The organism is Parabacteroides leei (assembly GCF_023369805.1).
Taxonomy (GTDB): domain Bacteria; phylum Bacteroidota; class Bacteroidia; order Bacteroidales; family Tannerellaceae; genus Parabacteroides; species Parabacteroides leei.
The window spans coordinates 1-15,237 of the sequence record NZ_JAMBQG010000024.1 but is presented as its reverse complement, the minus strand read 5'-3'; the positions used below and the strand labels follow the sequence as shown (position 1 = coordinate 15,237).

11 protein-coding genes, 6 tRNA genes and 1 pseudogene are annotated in these 15,237 nt (G+C 37.0%); 10 read left to right on the top strand and 8 right to left on the bottom strand.

The features are described from left to right. Positions 1 to 18 precede the first annotated feature (18 nt). The 8 genes and pseudogenes from M1P97_RS23070 to M1P97_RS23035 form a co-directional block, all read left to right on the top strand. A complete protein-coding gene (locus M1P97_RS23070) occupies positions 19 to 1,338 on the top strand; it encodes a DUF2130 domain-containing protein (RefSeq protein WP_249390336.1) in 1,320 nt (439 codons plus the stop codon). An 80-nt stretch (positions 1,339 to 1,418) separates the two neighbouring features. Beyond that, on the top strand, positions 1,419 to 2,006 hold the full coding sequence (locus M1P97_RS23065; protein ID WP_249390335.1) for a hypothetical protein: 588 nt from the start codon (positions 1,419 to 1,421) through the stop codon (positions 2,004 to 2,006). Between the two features lie 306 nt (positions 2,007 to 2,312). Next, entirely contained in the window at positions 2,313 to 2,891 is a 579-nt protein-coding gene (locus M1P97_RS23060) for an outer membrane beta-barrel protein (RefSeq protein ID WP_249390334.1), read from the top strand. Between the two features lie 31 nt (positions 2,892 to 2,922). After that, positions 2,923 to 3,597 carry a hypothetical protein gene (locus M1P97_RS23055; RefSeq protein WP_249390333.1) on the top strand — a complete coding sequence of 225 codons (675 nt, stop codon included), beginning with the start codon at positions 2,923 to 2,925 and terminating at the stop codon, positions 3,595 to 3,597. 264 nt (positions 3,598 to 3,861) lie between these two features. Next, complete coding sequence (locus M1P97_RS23050; protein WP_249390332.1) at positions 3,862 to 5,049, top strand: SAVED domain-containing protein; 1,188 nt, start codon at positions 3,862 to 3,864, stop codon at positions 5,047 to 5,049. Beyond that, positions 5,049 to 6,275: a nucleotidyltransferase domain-containing protein gene (locus M1P97_RS23045; RefSeq protein ID WP_249390331.1), complete on the top strand. Its 1,227-nt coding sequence runs from the start codon at positions 5,049 to 5,051 to the stop codon at positions 6,273 to 6,275. Before M1P97_RS23050 ends, M1P97_RS23045 begins: the two co-directional genes overlap by 1 nt. Further along, a complete protein-coding gene (locus M1P97_RS23040) occupies positions 6,272 to 6,730 on the top strand; it encodes a hypothetical protein (RefSeq protein WP_249390330.1) in 459 nt (152 codons plus the stop codon). Before M1P97_RS23045 ends, M1P97_RS23040 begins: the two co-directional genes overlap by 4 nt. Before the next feature lie 457 nt (positions 6,731 to 7,187). Then, positions 7,188 to 7,467, top strand: a pseudogene (locus M1P97_RS23035) (hypothetical protein); the annotation flags it as partial. Between the two features lie 194 nt (positions 7,468 to 7,661). On the opposite strand, the gene M1P97_RS23030 reads toward M1P97_RS23035, so the two are convergent. The 6 genes from M1P97_RS23030 to M1P97_RS23005 form a co-directional block, all read right to left on the bottom strand. Beyond that, positions 7,662 to 7,735 (bottom strand) — tRNA-Cys (locus M1P97_RS23030). 8 nt (positions 7,736 to 7,743) lie between these two features. Continuing rightward, a tRNA-Met gene (locus tag M1P97_RS23025) sits at positions 7,744 to 7,815 on the bottom strand. A gap of 6 nt (positions 7,816 to 7,821) precedes the next feature. Continuing rightward, a tRNA-Thr gene (locus M1P97_RS23020) sits at positions 7,822 to 7,896 on the bottom strand. Positions 7,897 to 7,901: 5 nt separating this feature from the next. Further along, positions 7,902 to 7,976, bottom strand: a tRNA-His gene (locus M1P97_RS23015). Positions 7,977 to 8,074: 98 nt separating this feature from the next. Then, a tRNA-Phe gene (locus M1P97_RS23010) sits at positions 8,075 to 8,147 on the bottom strand. A gap of 9 nt (positions 8,148 to 8,156) precedes the next feature. Continuing rightward, positions 8,157 to 8,241, bottom strand: a tRNA-Ser gene (locus M1P97_RS23005). Positions 8,242 to 8,441: 200 nt separating this feature from the next. Between M1P97_RS23005 and M1P97_RS23000 the strand changes: the two genes are divergently transcribed. After that, positions 8,442 to 9,083: a LexA family protein gene (locus M1P97_RS23000; RefSeq protein ID WP_249390328.1), complete on the top strand. Its 642-nt coding sequence runs from the start codon at positions 8,442 to 8,444 to the stop codon at positions 9,081 to 9,083. A gap of 97 nt (positions 9,084 to 9,180) precedes the next feature. Beyond that, entirely contained in the window at positions 9,181 to 10,449 is a 1,269-nt protein-coding gene (locus M1P97_RS22995; protein WP_249390327.1) for a Y-family DNA polymerase, read from the top strand. A 377-nt stretch (positions 10,450 to 10,826) separates the two neighbouring features. On the opposite strand, the gene M1P97_RS22990 is transcribed toward M1P97_RS22995, so the two are convergent. Together M1P97_RS22990 and M1P97_RS22985 are read right to left on the bottom strand one after the other, a co-directional pair. After that, positions 10,827 to 12,977 carry a UvrD-helicase domain-containing protein gene (locus M1P97_RS22990; protein ID WP_249390326.1) on the bottom strand — a complete coding sequence of 717 codons (2,151 nt, stop codon included), beginning with the start codon at positions 12,975 to 12,977 and terminating at the stop codon, positions 10,827 to 10,829. 18 nt (positions 12,978 to 12,995) lie between these two features. Then, positions 12,996 to 15,071 carry an AAA family ATPase gene (locus M1P97_RS22985; RefSeq protein WP_249390325.1) on the bottom strand — a complete coding sequence of 692 codons (2,076 nt, stop codon included), beginning with the start codon at positions 15,069 to 15,071 and terminating at the stop codon, positions 12,996 to 12,998. Between the last annotated feature and the right edge of the window lie 166 nt (positions 15,072 to 15,237).

The window sequence follows — 15,237 nt, the reverse complement described above, 5'->3', positions numbered from 1 at the left end:
AATCTTAATTGTATAGATATGAAAGAATTAACATGTCCTAATTGTGGTAATGTATTTACCGTAGACGAAGCTGACTATGCAAGTATTGTCAGTCAGGTTAAGAACGCTGAGTTTAAAGATGAAGTAGATCGAAGACTCAAAGAATTGCGTCAACAAACGATTGCAGAACAGGAGGCAGAGAATCTTAGAGCTGAACAAAAATACCAGAACGAATTAGCAACAAAAATGCTAGAGCTAAAGAAAAAAGATACCGAGATTGCTATGTTGAATGAGAAGCTGAATAGTATTGCTGAATCAAAGCAAATGGAATATTATGTTGATTTGGAGAAGAAAGAGAAAGAAATTCTTGAGCTTAAATCGCAGATTGAAAAAAGTGATGACAAACTAAAAATTGCCATTCTAGAAGAGCAGGGAAAGTCGAAGCAAGACATCCAATTAAAAGAAACAGAGATTTTGGAGTTAAAGAGCCTGATTAACTCCCAAAAAAGCGAAGCTACCATTCGTGAAGCAAATATCAAGGATGGTTATGAACTCCAGCTAAAGCAAAAGCAGGAAATGGTGGACTATTACAAGGATTTAAAAGCAAAGATGTCAACTAAGATGATAGGTGAAACACTAGAAATCCATTGTAATACCGAGTTTAATCGTATTAGACCGATGTTCCCTAATGCCTATTTTGAAAAGGATAATGATGCTTCAGCAGGCAGTAAAGGTGACTTTATTTTTAGAGATTCAGAAGATGGGATTGAGTATCTGTCTATAATGTTTGAGATGAAGAATGAGATGGATGAAACCGCAACGAAACATAAGAATGAAGACTTTCTAAAGAAACTGGATGAAGATCGTCGATCAAAGAACTGTGAATATGCTATTCTTGTATCGTTGCTTGAGCCTGATAGTGAATTATACAATACTGGTATTGTGGATATGTCTCACCGTTATCCAAAAATGTATGTTATCCGTCCACAATTCTTTATTCAGCTTATAACTCTTTTGGTTCAAACTTCTAAAAAAAGCTTAGAATATAAGAAGGCACTCGTAGAAGCTCAAAACCAATCTGTAGATATTACAAGGTTCGAGTCTCAGCTCAATGATTTCAAGGATAAGTTTTCTAACAACTATCGTCTGGCAAGTGAAAAATTCCAAACAGCAATAGCTGAAATAGACAAATCCATCGAGCATTTACAGAAGATTAAAAGTGCTTTACTTGGCTCAGAAAACAACTTAAGATTAGCGAACGATAAGGCAGAGAATCTTACTATCAAAAAACTTACTAAAGGCAATCCAACAATGAAAGCCAAATTTGAGGAACTAAATAGCCAGACATTGTCGGAATAAAGCGTAAACAGATGAGCAATGCACATTGGGTGCATTGTTAGTCTGTACCTTAGCACTGTATTAATTAAAACCCCAATAACATGTCTACTAAACTCAAAGAAATACAGACCTCTACCCTTGAAAGTAGGTTTAAAAAGCTTCACGATGCTGCAAATTTTGCAGAGGAATCTTGTAAAGCTATTGCTTTTCATATAAATGATCTGCAGCCAGACAGTCTTTCAGCTGAACAGTCAGCAGTAATAGAGAACCTCCGATTGGATATTGAGAACTGGTGTAAAAAATTCGTCAGACTAGCTTCTCAAGTGCAGGATATTGAAGCAGAATATTGGAATCACTTAAGTGATGACAAAACTAAATGTACGTTGATTGAGGAGGTTCCAACATATAGTAAGACTGAAATCCCCAATATCTTTCAGATGACAGAGAAGCTGTTTGAAATAGGCTACTATTCTATTGATGGTGCAATTCAAAATAATCGTACTTTTTCTGATTATACAATTATTTCCAACATCAAAGATCTTCGCATGAACATTATCTTGTGCATTAAAGCATTGGCTAATGCAAATTACAAAGGTATTTGGAAACCTATTGAGAATACCATTTTCGACATTTATGAATTTCAACCAGGTAATAACATTGATCGATTAGTGTCCTCATTCGATATATAAGACTTAAGAATAAATGAACTAGGAAACGTAACCGTACAAACTGAGAACACAGTGAACTGAATTGACAGCTACTGAAGATGTGAGCAATAGCATCTAAACGGAAGGTACACACTAAGTATTTGTTCTAATGGTGCGTGAAGCGTCTATTGTCAAGCCCCTTGTGGATAGAAGAAGTCTTGTCGGATAGAAAAGCCAGATTCCAATAAAGTACGGTAGTTCATTTTTTCTAATAATGCAGAAAGGGTGCATAGTCATCTTTTATGTTTGCAACATAAATTCGATATAACTATTAATATTTTATAGATAATGAAGAAATTATTTTTGTTTTCAATGTTAATTTGCTCAGTTTGTTTAGCTTCTAATGCTCAAAACACTTCGGGCAATTGTTATCGTGGTTTTGTTGATGCCGGCTATGATGTCGGAATAGGAGACTATGAATTTGGTCGCTTTGTGATTAACACCACACATGGCTACCAATTTAACCCCTACATCTTCCTCGGTGCCGGCACAGGCTTTCACTTTATGTCCGAGTATAAAACAAAAGATATGGATATAGCCTTGGACACAAGAGAAAGCAAAGTAGATGTCCCTGTCTTTGCAAATGTTCATGTAAACTTCACAAAGAGCAAAGTTACTCCATTTGTTGATGGTAAGGCTGGTACATTTGTTACCAATAATGGTGGTATGTTTTGGAATATCTCAGCTGGTTGCAGAATAGCTACCAATGAGAAACAGGCCGTTAATATATCTATAGGTTACGCTGCCGAGAAGTTAGAGTTTGAATCTTTTGATAGATTCAATAGTTCACATGACATGAGTTATACCCGTAAGGCAAGAGTGCTGAACGCAGAATGTGTAACCTTGAGAGTCGGATATGAATTCTAACATTATCAGAACAATTTAAATTAACATTAATATGAAGACATTTTTTAAATTGGCTTCTTTGCCATCAATCAAAAAGCAATTATTTGTTCTCCCATTTGTGGGTTTGTTATTCACTTCATGTGGAATGATGCAGAGTTACATGGCATCTTATTCTGTCGGTCTTTCATCTGTTGAAAGCCCAGCCAATTCTAAACAGCAATATGGTGAAACCAAAGTTGTTGATTTTAAGGATGGAGAAGTAAATAAGTATCGCTATGAAGACGATTTTATTGAAATCGTTTGGTATGTTGGATCCACACAGTTCAACTTTGAGTTGAAGAATAAGACTACTCACTCAATGAAGATTAATTGGGACGATATTAGTTTTGTTGATATTAATGGAAAGACTGGACGTGTTATGCATGCCGGTGTTAAATACACAGAACGAAATAATAGTCAGCCATCAAGTACCATCCCAAGAGGTGCTAGTCTTTCTGACCTATTGATGCCTACTGATAATGTCTATTTCGTTTCTGGTCAATATGGTGGTTGGCGAGAGAAAAACCTTCTTCCGTCTTTCTATAAAACACAAGAAGCTCTTAATACTGGAGCACCTGGATATGTAGGCAAGAAAATGACGATACTCATGCCAATTATAATCGAAAGCGTTCAGAATGATTACACATTCGTATTCAATGTCGATGAATGGATAAATAAGAAAAAGTAAAGATAAGACAAAAGGGAAAGTGATATACTATTGCTTTCCCTTTTGTCTGGGAAAAAGTCTACAATTGAATTTCTGGCATCTGTTTGAATAGAATATATATACACATTGTCTATATTGTCATTGTCTATATAATAAAAATATATTTATAATCGAACGGCATGATATTTGTACTGAATATCAACAAATTGAGAATATATATTATTATTCACGATTCGTTCAGTTTAAGGCAGTACGAAAACAAAATGTTTTACTTAAAAATATTAAATGGCAAATAACCCCAAATTAAAATCTCCTATTAAGGAGATTACTGCAAGTGCAAGAAAAAAGTTGAAAGACGCTGCATATTCTCGTCTATGGGCAAAGTCAGCAGGTCGTTGTGAATTTCAAGGATGTAACTGTCTTCTGTATGAAGATAATATCACTGGTGAAAATAATAGCCACGGACAAAAAGCACACATTGTTGCTTTTTCTGAGAATGGGCCAAGAGGTGATAAGGAACTTTCTGCGGCATTAGATGGTGATGACGAGAATCTAATGCTTTTATGCAATGAACATCACCATTTAATAGACCATGAGGGTGTTGAAAAATATTCTGTAGATGTATTGCGTAAAATGAAGGAAAATCGAGAACGAGAAATACGACAACTCACAGAACTAACAACAGAAAGTAAATCTACATGTTTGGTTTATATGTCATCAATAGGAAAGTTCAATCCGACAATAGATGATAGTGAGATAAGAAATGCATTATGGTCTTCTTCAAGAAAATTTCTTGCCAATGGACTGTCGCTCAGAATTCAGGGCTCTGTAGGTATTCCTGATTGGGACGAAGATTATTGGAAAGCAGCAGATAAAGCCCTTTGTTACCAGATTGCAAAGTTTATTGCCAGTGATCCAAACCATAGAGATCATTACTCAATTTTTGCACTTGCTCCACAACCATTATTGGTTAAGTTGGGATTATTAATCAATAGTCTTAGCCGATGCGATATTTATCAGCGTAATCGAGAAAAAGAATCTTGGGTTTGGCCTGATAACGATAAGGACATGGGGTTGGCTGTAAGCCTCCCAAATGAATCTGAAGCTCAGAATAGTAAAGCAGTATTGATTATTGCGATTAGTGCAGATGCTATAATTGAGAGTGTACACAAGCAACTTGAAAAGGAACAATGCGCATACTGGCAAATAAATGCAGACAAGCCCAATTATGATTGGGCTAGTTCTCGTAAACATTTGGATTTCTTTAGATATAAAGTAGAGGAAGTGCTTAATGATATTAGGAAACGTAGCAAGAACGATGAGTTACATGTTTTTATAGCTGCGCCAGCGTCATGCAATATTGTTTTGGGTAGAGCATGGATGCCAAAAGTAGATATCCCACTTTCTCTATACAATTTAAACCCAGAGAAGAAAGAATATCAGAAAGTATTAACAATTAATGTAAACGACTAATGGAATTTGGAATCAATAAAACGAATTTAAATAAGTATCTCACAAGTATAGTATCTAGCTTAGATATAACTGAGAGTATGTATAAGTCACTTGAACAAAGTTACAAGGCAGTTGGTGAATATCTAAGTGGTGATGAAATTTTATCGTCACATAATGTTGAAATCCATCCACAAGGTTCATTACTATTAGGAACAGCTATACGCCCCATTTCAGATGATGGTGATGTCGATATTGATTTAGTTTGTGAAATACGCCGAAAGGAACCAGCATGGACTCAGAAATTTTACAAAAACATGGTTGGAAATCGATTGAAAGATAGTAAGACTTACGAACCTATGCTTGAGCCAGAGGGACGTAGATGTTGGACTATTGATTACAGACGCCATTCTGAGAATCCCCAAGATAGATATCATCTCGATGTTTTACCTGCGGTTTATAATCATGGAATGTCGCTTCATCAAACACTTAATACTTATGCTAGTTTGAGAGGGAGAGACCTATGGGATAAATTGTCAATGCGTCTAACAGATACAAAAACGCCAGGATATACCACTGATACAGAATTAATTAAATGGCAAAAAACAAATCCTTTTGGATATGCTATTTGGTTTGAGGAACGTTGTAAAACTTCAATAGGTACAGAAGGTGTTATTATGATGCGAAGTAAGGTTTCTCCAATGCGTCCGTATTCGAATGAGAAATTACCTTTGCAGAGAGTAGTACAGCTACTTAAAAGACATCGCGACATAAAGTTTGGTGAAGATGAAGATAGACCTATCTCGATCATTATTACAACTCTAGCTGCATACGCATACAATGGTGAAACTGATATCGCTACTGCGTTACAACATGTTGTTGGTAATATAGAATTCAATTTGAAACGTGATGCTAGTGGTCATTATTTGGTTCAAAATCCAGTAAATCCAGAAGAAAACTTTGCGGACAAATGGCCTGAACACCCAGAACGAGAAAAAAAATTCCTTAATTGGTTGCGTCAATTGAAGGATGATGTTGAATACCTCTATAACTCAAGTACATCAAGAACTCAAATGTTCCAAAAACTAAAATCTAGCTTTGGCGATAATATTGTGAATGATATTATTGCCAGAGAAGCAGAAGAGACCAAGACTGCAAGCGACAACGGAACTTTAAAGATGACTACTACAGGTGTTTTAGGTACAGCAGGTTCTATTACTGCAAAGACAAATACATTTTATGGCAGATGAAATTTCAAAAAAATCTTCCATTGACACCACAACAGCAAAAGGGTACTTTGATAAAGGATTACCCAAATGGTGTTTTTAAGAATATCTCATTTAATAAATGGGAATGGATTTACCAACTTCAACCCACTGAAGGCAGTCCATTCTACTCTTTTAAGCTTGTCTATGACGATATCCGACCTCGCATATATATATTAGATTTGCTAGAAAGAGTAGATGGACACTTAGAACTGCCTCACGTTTGGAATGATAAGAAACAAGAAATATGTCTATACTATCCTATTTATCAAGAGTGGACACATTATAAGAAAATTTCTATATTTGTGCCATGGGTTTCTGAATGGTTATACTATTATGAATTATGGCTAGTAACTGGCACATGGTACGGAGGTGGTATTCATGACAGCGATAATAGTATGGCAAAGAAAGAAAAGAGAAAAAAGGTTATACTAATGTGATAAAAACTATTGGGTACGCAAAAAGACTGCGTACTCATGTAGTAATTTTGCACCCGCAAAGGGTTAAAACGGCAGAAACTTTATCAGAATCGCCGAAAAACAGTTATCTTTGCACCCGATTTACAACGTTTTAAACAGATAACAATGCTGAAACAAAGAATGAACATACAGACAACAACGCAGTACCATAGCTTTAGTAGCTTTGGTAAGAGTTGCTATGCTCATAGCTTTAGCTGCTCTTATACAAGCACGCTTGAGGGATGTTTCCATTGCTATCGATACTGTAGTTGTTAAACAACAGACAAGATTAATCCAAGATAAAGGAGATAGTTGGGAAGTCCTCAAAAGCTTTCCAACTTTTTTTGTGCCCAATCGACCGGACTTCTCCTTTATCACTGGCTGACTGTGGTACTTACAAAAACAAGAATTATGAACCAATCAGATTTTACACACAGCAATGCCAGTAAACAAGAATGCGTTGATACGCTACAAAACAATAGACCGATGCCTGCGGAACAAATACAGGCGATGGACTCTGGATGATTTGGTAGAAGCCTGCTCAGATGCCCTCTACGATATGGAAGGGATAATGAAAGGTGTGTCCATGAGAACCGTTCAAGCCGATATTCAAATAATGAGGTCGGATAAGTTGGGCTACAATGCCCCGATAGAAGTTTACGATAACAAATACTACCGCTACGAGAATCCAGAATATTCAATCTCGGAATCTCCATTGACGACGGAAGATTACGAACTGATGGCCAAAGCCGTAGCCATGATTCAGCAATGCCAGGAAGGAAACCAGTTGGATGAACTGAAGGATGTGCTGGCTAAAGTAAAAGAAAAGTTGAATCTTCTGATCAAATGCGGATAACAATAAAAAGTCTTCGACTTTGAAATGAATATTTCCAGGTTGAAGACTTCTTTTTAGAGTGAAGGATCGGATTCGAACCGATGAATACTGGTTTTGCAGACCAGCCCCTTAAACCACTTGGGCACCCTCACGAATTGAGTTGCGGGAGGTGGACTCGAACCACCGACCTTGAGCTTATGAAACTCACTAGCTACCACTGCTATACCCCGTGATGTTGAGCTTCTCAAGTAGGGTTCGAACCTACGACCTGCTCATTACAAGTGAGCTGCTCTACCAACTGAGCTATTGAAGCGAAAAGGGAGTAAGACGGGGATCGAACCCGTGACCACTGGACCCACAAACCAGCACTCTACCAACTGAGCTACCTACTCCATATAGTTGTTGGGGTGACAGGACTCGAACCTCTGAAGTCGAATGACGGCTGATTTACAATCAGCTCTCGTTGCCGCTGGTGAACACCCCAATAAAAGTGGAGCCTTGTGGATTCGAACCACATTCTCAGGATTTTCAGTCCTGCGCATACACCAAGTCTGCCAAAGCTCCATCAAAAAGCGGAAGTAGAAGGATTCGAACCTCCGGATCCGATTGGATCAACACGTTAGCAGTGTGCCGGTTTCAGCCACTCACCCATACTTCCTTTCTGATTGATGATGCAAAGGTAGAGGGTCGTTCTGCAGCCTTTTTGCGTAGCTAAAATTATTTTCGATTTTTCTTGAAAAAAGCATGATTTTCTTATGTTTTGAGTGTTGTAAGCCTAAGTTTTTGTAATTTTATGATTACTGTATAACAACTATCAAATAAAACTAGTAACTTTGCACCCACGTAAACATTGAATATATGGTCAACCAAGATAAAAAGGAGAATAGAGGTGGCAAGCGTGAAGGTGCTGGCCGACCAAAAGGTACGAGTAAACTGTATGCTTTCCGTGCCGATAAAGAAGTGTCTACCTTTATTGATGAGCAGGAGAACAAGACAGAGTTCATCCGTGATTGCATCTTCAAAGAGTTACAGTCACGTCAGTCTTTTGATGCCAATGACCAGCTTAATAAGTTGGGCGAACTGATTCCTGCCAATAGAATCAAATCTCAGACTATACCTTTTTTTGATGTCAAGATTGTGGCTGGTTTTCCCATCCCTCTAAATAATGATGAATTGGCACAGGATATTGACTTGATTAAGATGATTTGCCCCAATCCCGACGCTTCTTACCTAATTCGTGTGCAAGGCAATTCCATGATTGAAGCTAATGTGCATGATGGAGATATCTTGGTGGTGGATAAGAGCAACCGCAACCCATCTGAAAAGCAAATTGCCGTGTGTGAACTGAACGGAGAATACACGGTGAAATATGTAATAAAGAAAGAAAATCGCAGTTGGTTAGTGCCTGCCAATCCAGAATTTCCTGAGATTGAAATCACCGATGGAGATTGCTTTAGTGTATGGGGAGTAGTAACCTATATTTTGCATAAACCTTGCTAAAGTGCATTTACTTCGTTTAGTATTTATAACAGATACTATTTAGCATTTATAATAGTTTGTAGTATAATACATATTGTAGTATTATTTTATTATCAACATGATAGCCTTAGCAGATTGCAATAGTTTCTTCTGTAGCGTAGAAAAAGTATTTCATCCCGGACTGGATGGAATGCCTGTTTGCGTGCTGAGTTGTAACGATGGATGCATCGTGGCATTGACTCCCGAAGCTAAAGCAATAGGCCTTCATCGAGGTGATCCAATCTTCAAGATGCGTGATATTGTTGAACACAATAATGTCAAGTTGTTCTCGACCAATATGTATCTGTATGCTGCCATGTCCAAGCGAGTAAATAACATTCTTCGTTCTGCTATACCTCATACTGAATCGTATTCGATAGATGAATCGTTTTTATATTTAGATGGCATGGAGAAACTCTACAATCTGGAGGAATACATGCGAGGTGTAGCTGAGAAAGTAAAGCTCTACACCGATATACCCGTCAGTGTGGGTGTGGCTCCAAGCAAGACATTAGCCAAGATGGGAAGCAAGTTCGCCAAGCAGTATAAAGGTTATCAGTCGGTTTGTATGATTGACAATGAAGACAAACGAAGAAAAGCTTTGGAGTTGTTCGAACTTGCAGATGTTTGGGGCATCGGCCGACAGACATTGGCCAAGCTCAATTATCTAGGGATACACACACCATTAGAGTTTGCTGACAAAAAAGAAAATTGGGTGCGAAGTCACTTTAATCTTCCTGGGGTGCAAACATGGAAAGAACTGAATGGCATTCCCTGCATTGATACCGCCGAGGTTGCACAAAAACAATCCATCAGCACCAGTAGAAGTTTTGGCGAGATGGTGACTAGTATCGATTCTCTGCGAGCATCAGTGGCCGACTTTGCCGCAAGTTGTGCCAACAAACTTCGTGGGCAACATTCGGTAGCAAGCACAGTCACCGTCTATATCATGAGTAATCGCTTTCGAGAAGACCTATCCCAATATGGTAATGGTCAAACTGCCATACTCCCCATAGCCACATCAGATACCATAGAGATTACAAAAGCTGCTCTTTCGGTATTGGATGAAATCTATCGAGAGGGTATCAGTTATAAAAAGGCAGGAGTGATATTGGGAAACATTACCGATGCGTCAGTCATACAGCAGAATCTGTTTGATGAGATAAAGAATCGACCGGCACGTTTCCAACTCATGAAGAGCATTGATAATCTGAATCACCGTTATGGATTAAAGACCCTACGTTTGGCTGTAGAAGGAGGGGATAAACAAGAATGGCACGCTAAAAGTGAACATCGAAGTGGAAACTACCTATCCGATATCAATGAAATCTTGACCATTCGCATATAATCAGGGCTCCAGAAGCAAAGTAGAATGGCGTTTGCTTGACTAAGGTATGGTTCAATACTCATTCTGGAGTATATCCATTGACTTCTAATAATCTGCCCGAATAAAACTTTCTTTCTGGAGCATATCCGTTCATTTTTTGTTTTTAAAAGACTGATATTAAATCTTTCTATAGCATATCCGTTTTATCAAAGATGGCAACATGCAATGGTAATTCCCTCATAGAAGTAGAACCATTTGTTCGTCTGATATAACACTTTTTTAATAGCCTCCACCTTTTCGTAATGCTTCGGACTATTATCGAAGAACTCATTCCATTTCGGATAAACCGCTTTAATTCCTATTATTTTAAAACTATTGATTGCTATAATCTATAATTATCAAACTTCAACTACATTCCAAATTTCTCTCAATTCAGGACAGTCCATTTTATCAAATCTGTCTTTCTGTATAGCAACGCACAACAAGTAACGAGGTCTACTCATTCCTACATATGCAACCTTTAAACTACTAAGTGTCTTTTTGTCTGTACCTATATATGGTATTCCTCTAAACTGTGTTGATAAACGTTCTGACTCATGCTTTTCAAAATAAGATGTTTCAAGATAGAGCGTAGAAGCATGTGTTTCACCTTTCACGGCATGGACTGTAGCGACTTCAATTTCAATGCCATCTTTTACATAAACATTCCCTTGCTCTACAATTTGTCCATCTTGAGCTCCACTGTTAGCTACATTGAAGAACTCGGTAGCTTCTTGCGTTAAGTTCTTTGCAAAAATAGGCAGTAAAGTATTTACTATATATTGATAAATGGTATCTTTTATCTGATGAATATCTTCATCGCTATGACTTTGAGTAATAAGTAAAGACCAACTCATTACTTCTTGTAGAAACATTTCTTTCAGTTCCATGTCAGTCGCTTGCAAAAATTCTAATAATGATGTTCTTGTGTAACGCCGACTGCCATTTTTCACATCACACAAATCCAACACCTTTAATATACCCTGAATAATGGATATAGCACAATCCTTTACATTCTTCATAGGGTTCTTGAGAATGAAGTCTTCGAAAGAATTTCCCTCCACTCTTTGTTTTGCTTTTTTCTTTTCAAAAGCGGGGAAATACGACTCTATCAATCTCTTTTTATTAGTGGCTCCTTTTTTGCCGACCCATCCACAAGCTTTAAGATTCACTCTGTGTAATGGATCCTCTTCCCTCTCATTTTTTGCAATTTCCTGAACAGAGCGATTACCCATTTCTGGAATTAAAGTGATACTAAGCAAGTTTGCATATTTAGGAAGAACAGACAGAGGATCTTCATAAGTGATAATAATTGGTTTTGCAGAATGTACGTCAGGGTTACCATGAAGTGTATGATTGTTCTCCATACATAACGTTCGTAATGGTTTAGCGATGTTTTCCCCAAAGCGATTACTGTCATGTATGTATAAAACATTATCACCTTTCAATTTATTATTCTCTGTACCTTCTTTTTCTTCCCCATCATAGATAGCTTGGCAATAATCACCGAAACGTTGAATAATAACTTTGTCATCAGCGAATATCTTTTTTATCAGTTCAACCTGTCGATTATCACAATCCTGAACTTCATCTACGAAAAGGTATTGGAACCTCTTATCAGAGAAATCACTAAAACTCAAATTCTTTTCAATAATATACCGAAATGCCAAGTCATAAGCATCATCAAATGATAGAATACCTTCTGCGAACATTTCCTCTTTAAGTTTTATATATTCGGCTCCAGCTTCTGTCTCCATCCTTATTTGATTGGAATCAGTATAAATTTTATTATTAAGCCAATCCACTTTAAACGAAAGAATCAACTCTTTTCCTTGCCAAGCTATAATATTATCTTTCTTAGTTCTAATTAATTCTTGCTTATCCTTGGGAATCTTATTCCAATCATAATTACTCAATTGAAAATCATATTTACAAACTTTCTTTCCTATATTTTTAATCACATTAGCAAACGTCAATATATCTATCCCTCCCAAGACTTCTATTTCATCAGTTTCAATAATATGTGCCTTTGAAACCACATGTGCATATATCAATTTTTTGAGTTTGTTTTTATAGGCTAGGGCGTCAAATTTTTTCAAAAGTACTGCATTTGCCACGTCATTATCCACATAAGCTATCTGACTACCATAAAAATAATGAAGAGCTGCGGCTGTAATATATTTGTGTAAAAAGGTTTGTATCGTACCAAAAAAATTAGGATACCTGAAAAGGACATCTGCTTTTGTACCAAGCTTTGCTTTTATCTCATCGATAGCGACATTGGTATGTGTCAGCACGCATACTCCTTTCCCTTCTGGCAGAGGCATTTTATTGGAAAGAAGAACCAATTTGGCCAGCAATGCCGTTGTTTTGCCACTCCCAGGGCACGCCTGTACATAGCAACTACTATCTTCCTTAATAATATTCTCCCTTGACTTATCGAAAGGGTTCTTTCCTTTCAATAATACATCATGAGCTATTTTTATTTCATTATCAGTAGCAAATGGCATGAATCCTCATTTTTTAAGTTATATTGTAACATGATTAATTGCATCCACCAGATATTTCAGTTTCTCATCTGACTCAACAATACGTTTTACTTCTTCTCTATCCACTATATTATCACTAACAGGAGGCAATTCTCCTGCAAGCATTCCAGCTAAATATTGTGCTGTAATGGCTTTGCTGACAGTCCCCTCATTTAATGGCTTAAAAATCTTGTATACCACTTCTTTAGTCTGTGTTTTTTCCTTCGGGTAATCAATTATAACCTCGTTCCATAAATTCTTCAAGACCACATCAGTTATCTCTTGTTCTTGGTTAGTTGCTTCTTTTTTAGCTGCTCTTATCGCTGTTTCCAACAATCTATATAATCCACTACCAGCAATTTCATACTCCAATGTCCACGCTTTAGGCAGGAATATCTTTATTCCATCATCGTTAATCTCACTCTCTAATTGCTCTTTCTTTTCTTTTCTAATCTGCGCCAACATTCCTTCATTTAAGGTAGTCAAATTACCATCCGTCAAGACTTCTTTCATACGATTCAGAGTTTCTGTAATAGAATTAAAATTATCTTTTTTATGTAATCTAACTTCTTTCTCAAAAAAGGATTTACTTCCAAAAAAAGTTGCCATAGCATCATAATTCACACACTGTGAAATCTTCTCTAACTCAGGTCTTAATGTTTCTTTCAACCAATATTTTGGTATCTTGCGATCACTACAATTATCATCATAATATTCCAGAGCTCTAACATCAAGATCCGAAACAACGGATATAGGCATTCCAAATGATTTACCGTCTGTACGCTTGAATATATTAACATATCTTTTGTACGCTGTACTTCCCACATTAACCACTGATACACCATACTTATAAAGATTTCTACCAATTAATTGAGCAATAGCAGGTATCAACAAGTTCTCAGCATCTCCTTCCACCATAATCAATCCTCGGGCAAAAAACAAGTTGGCCTTTGTTGCATCAAGAAATCGCTCTAAAAATTTGTAGTCAGCAGGTTTCATAAACGTATATTCCGGTGACATTGGTAATGCCTCCGTCCCTTTCAGCACAATCAGATTTGCAAGCTTTATCTTTGAAGCCAAGGCAATGCTATGGGTTGAAAGTATAAACTGTTCATTTTTCTGTTGTGAAGAGATATATTCAATGAGTCTCAATTGATACTGAGGATGCAGATGTGCCTCTAATTCTTCTACTAACGCCAATTTCAATCCTTTCTTCTGATTGTTAAAGAGTAGCATTTCGGCTGCTATACATAATAGGTTAAGCGTACCAAGACCTGATTTATTACCTTCCAAAATAAGATCGAGCAATGTTAAAATTTCTGCAAGTTCTCCTCCCGTCAATTTTACCTCCGCATTTCTTGAATCGCCATTTAACAGGAAATGTTCTTTAAGAAAACTATTGATGCCGCTTGTTATACTTTCTCCACCACCTCCATCCTTGAAATAGCTTTCTATTTTCTTTTTCAGATTCTCGTAATCTGTTTCAAGTTTGTGCTTTGTATTGTTGCCTTCTGCATCCTTTTGAGTTTTGAAAAGTTCATGAGAACCTAGAATTTGTGCTAGCCTTGACTTGTAGCCGTGAGTCATGTCTGTAAGGGCATCTCTAAGTGGTTTAAAGTACACCACTTTTAGAAGTTCTCTGGCTTCAGAATCCATTCGATCAGCCTGTCCATCAATTCCAGCAGAAAAAGTCGGCATAATTACATTATCTTTCCGTTTTACAAACAGCCATACTTTTAGCAAATATTTTGTCTTATCATCGTTCCATGACAGCCATTCCCAAAACAAGCCAGAATCTTGCTCATTTAAACCGTCAAAAACACATTCTATTTTGAATTCATCTTTTCTTCTTCCATCAGAATCCTGATAGAAATCCTTGTCATCAAACTGAATAAACTCTCCACTCTGAGTTTTCAATACATAACGGATGGAATCTACTATGGCTGTTTTCCCAGAATCATTCTCGCCAATCAGCACATTCACTCCTTCTTGAAAATGAACTTCCAAGCCAGGCTCACCATCTGGCCCAGCACTATATTTTCTAAAATTCCAAAGTCTAAGTATTGAAAGATACATTGTATATTATCTATTTAAGTATAAAAATAAAGATATGATAACCCGTTGGCGGAATTAATTCACTAAAAAATGTCAGGAAATAAGTTGTGCATATCATTGATTATTAGTATTTTAATGGTGATCAAACTATTAATATACAGCTCAATTATGCACAACTTATATGCAA

Bases quoted from the DNA above. Each gene is read 5' to 3' on its own strand.
- M1P97_RS22995 (WP_249390327.1), top strand. From the start codon at position 9,181: ATGATAGCCTTAGCAGATTGCAATAGTTTCTTCTGTAGCGTAGAAAAA.
- M1P97_RS23000 (WP_249390328.1), top strand. From the start codon at position 8,442: ATGGTCAACCAAGATAAAAAGGAGAATAGAGGTGGCAAGCGTGAAGGT.
- M1P97_RS23070 (WP_249390336.1), top strand. From the start codon at position 19: ATGAAAGAATTAACATGTCCTAATTGTGGTAATGTATTTACCGTAGAC.
- M1P97_RS23045 (WP_249390331.1), top strand. From the start codon at position 5,049: ATGGAATTTGGAATCAATAAAACGAATTTAAATAAGTATCTCACAAGT.
- M1P97_RS23055 (WP_249390333.1), top strand. From the start codon at position 2,923: ATGAAGACATTTTTTAAATTGGCTTCTTTGCCATCAATCAAAAAGCAA.
- M1P97_RS23060 (WP_249390334.1), top strand. From the start codon at position 2,313: ATGAAGAAATTATTTTTGTTTTCAATGTTAATTTGCTCAGTTTGTTTA.
- M1P97_RS22985 (WP_249390325.1), bottom strand. From the start codon at position 15,071: ATGTATCTTTCAATACTTAGACTTTGGAATTTTAGAAAATATAGTGCT.
- M1P97_RS23050 (WP_249390332.1), top strand. From the start codon at position 3,862: ATGGCAAATAACCCCAAATTAAAATCTCCTATTAAGGAGATTACTGCA.
- M1P97_RS23065 (WP_249390335.1), top strand. From the start codon at position 1,419: ATGTCTACTAAACTCAAAGAAATACAGACCTCTACCCTTGAAAGTAGG.
- M1P97_RS23040 (WP_249390330.1), top strand. From the start codon at position 6,272: ATGAAATTTCAAAAAAATCTTCCATTGACACCACAACAGCAAAAGGGT.
- M1P97_RS22990 (WP_249390326.1), bottom strand. From the start codon at position 12,977: ATGCCATTTGCTACTGATAATGAAATAAAAATAGCTCATGATGTATTA.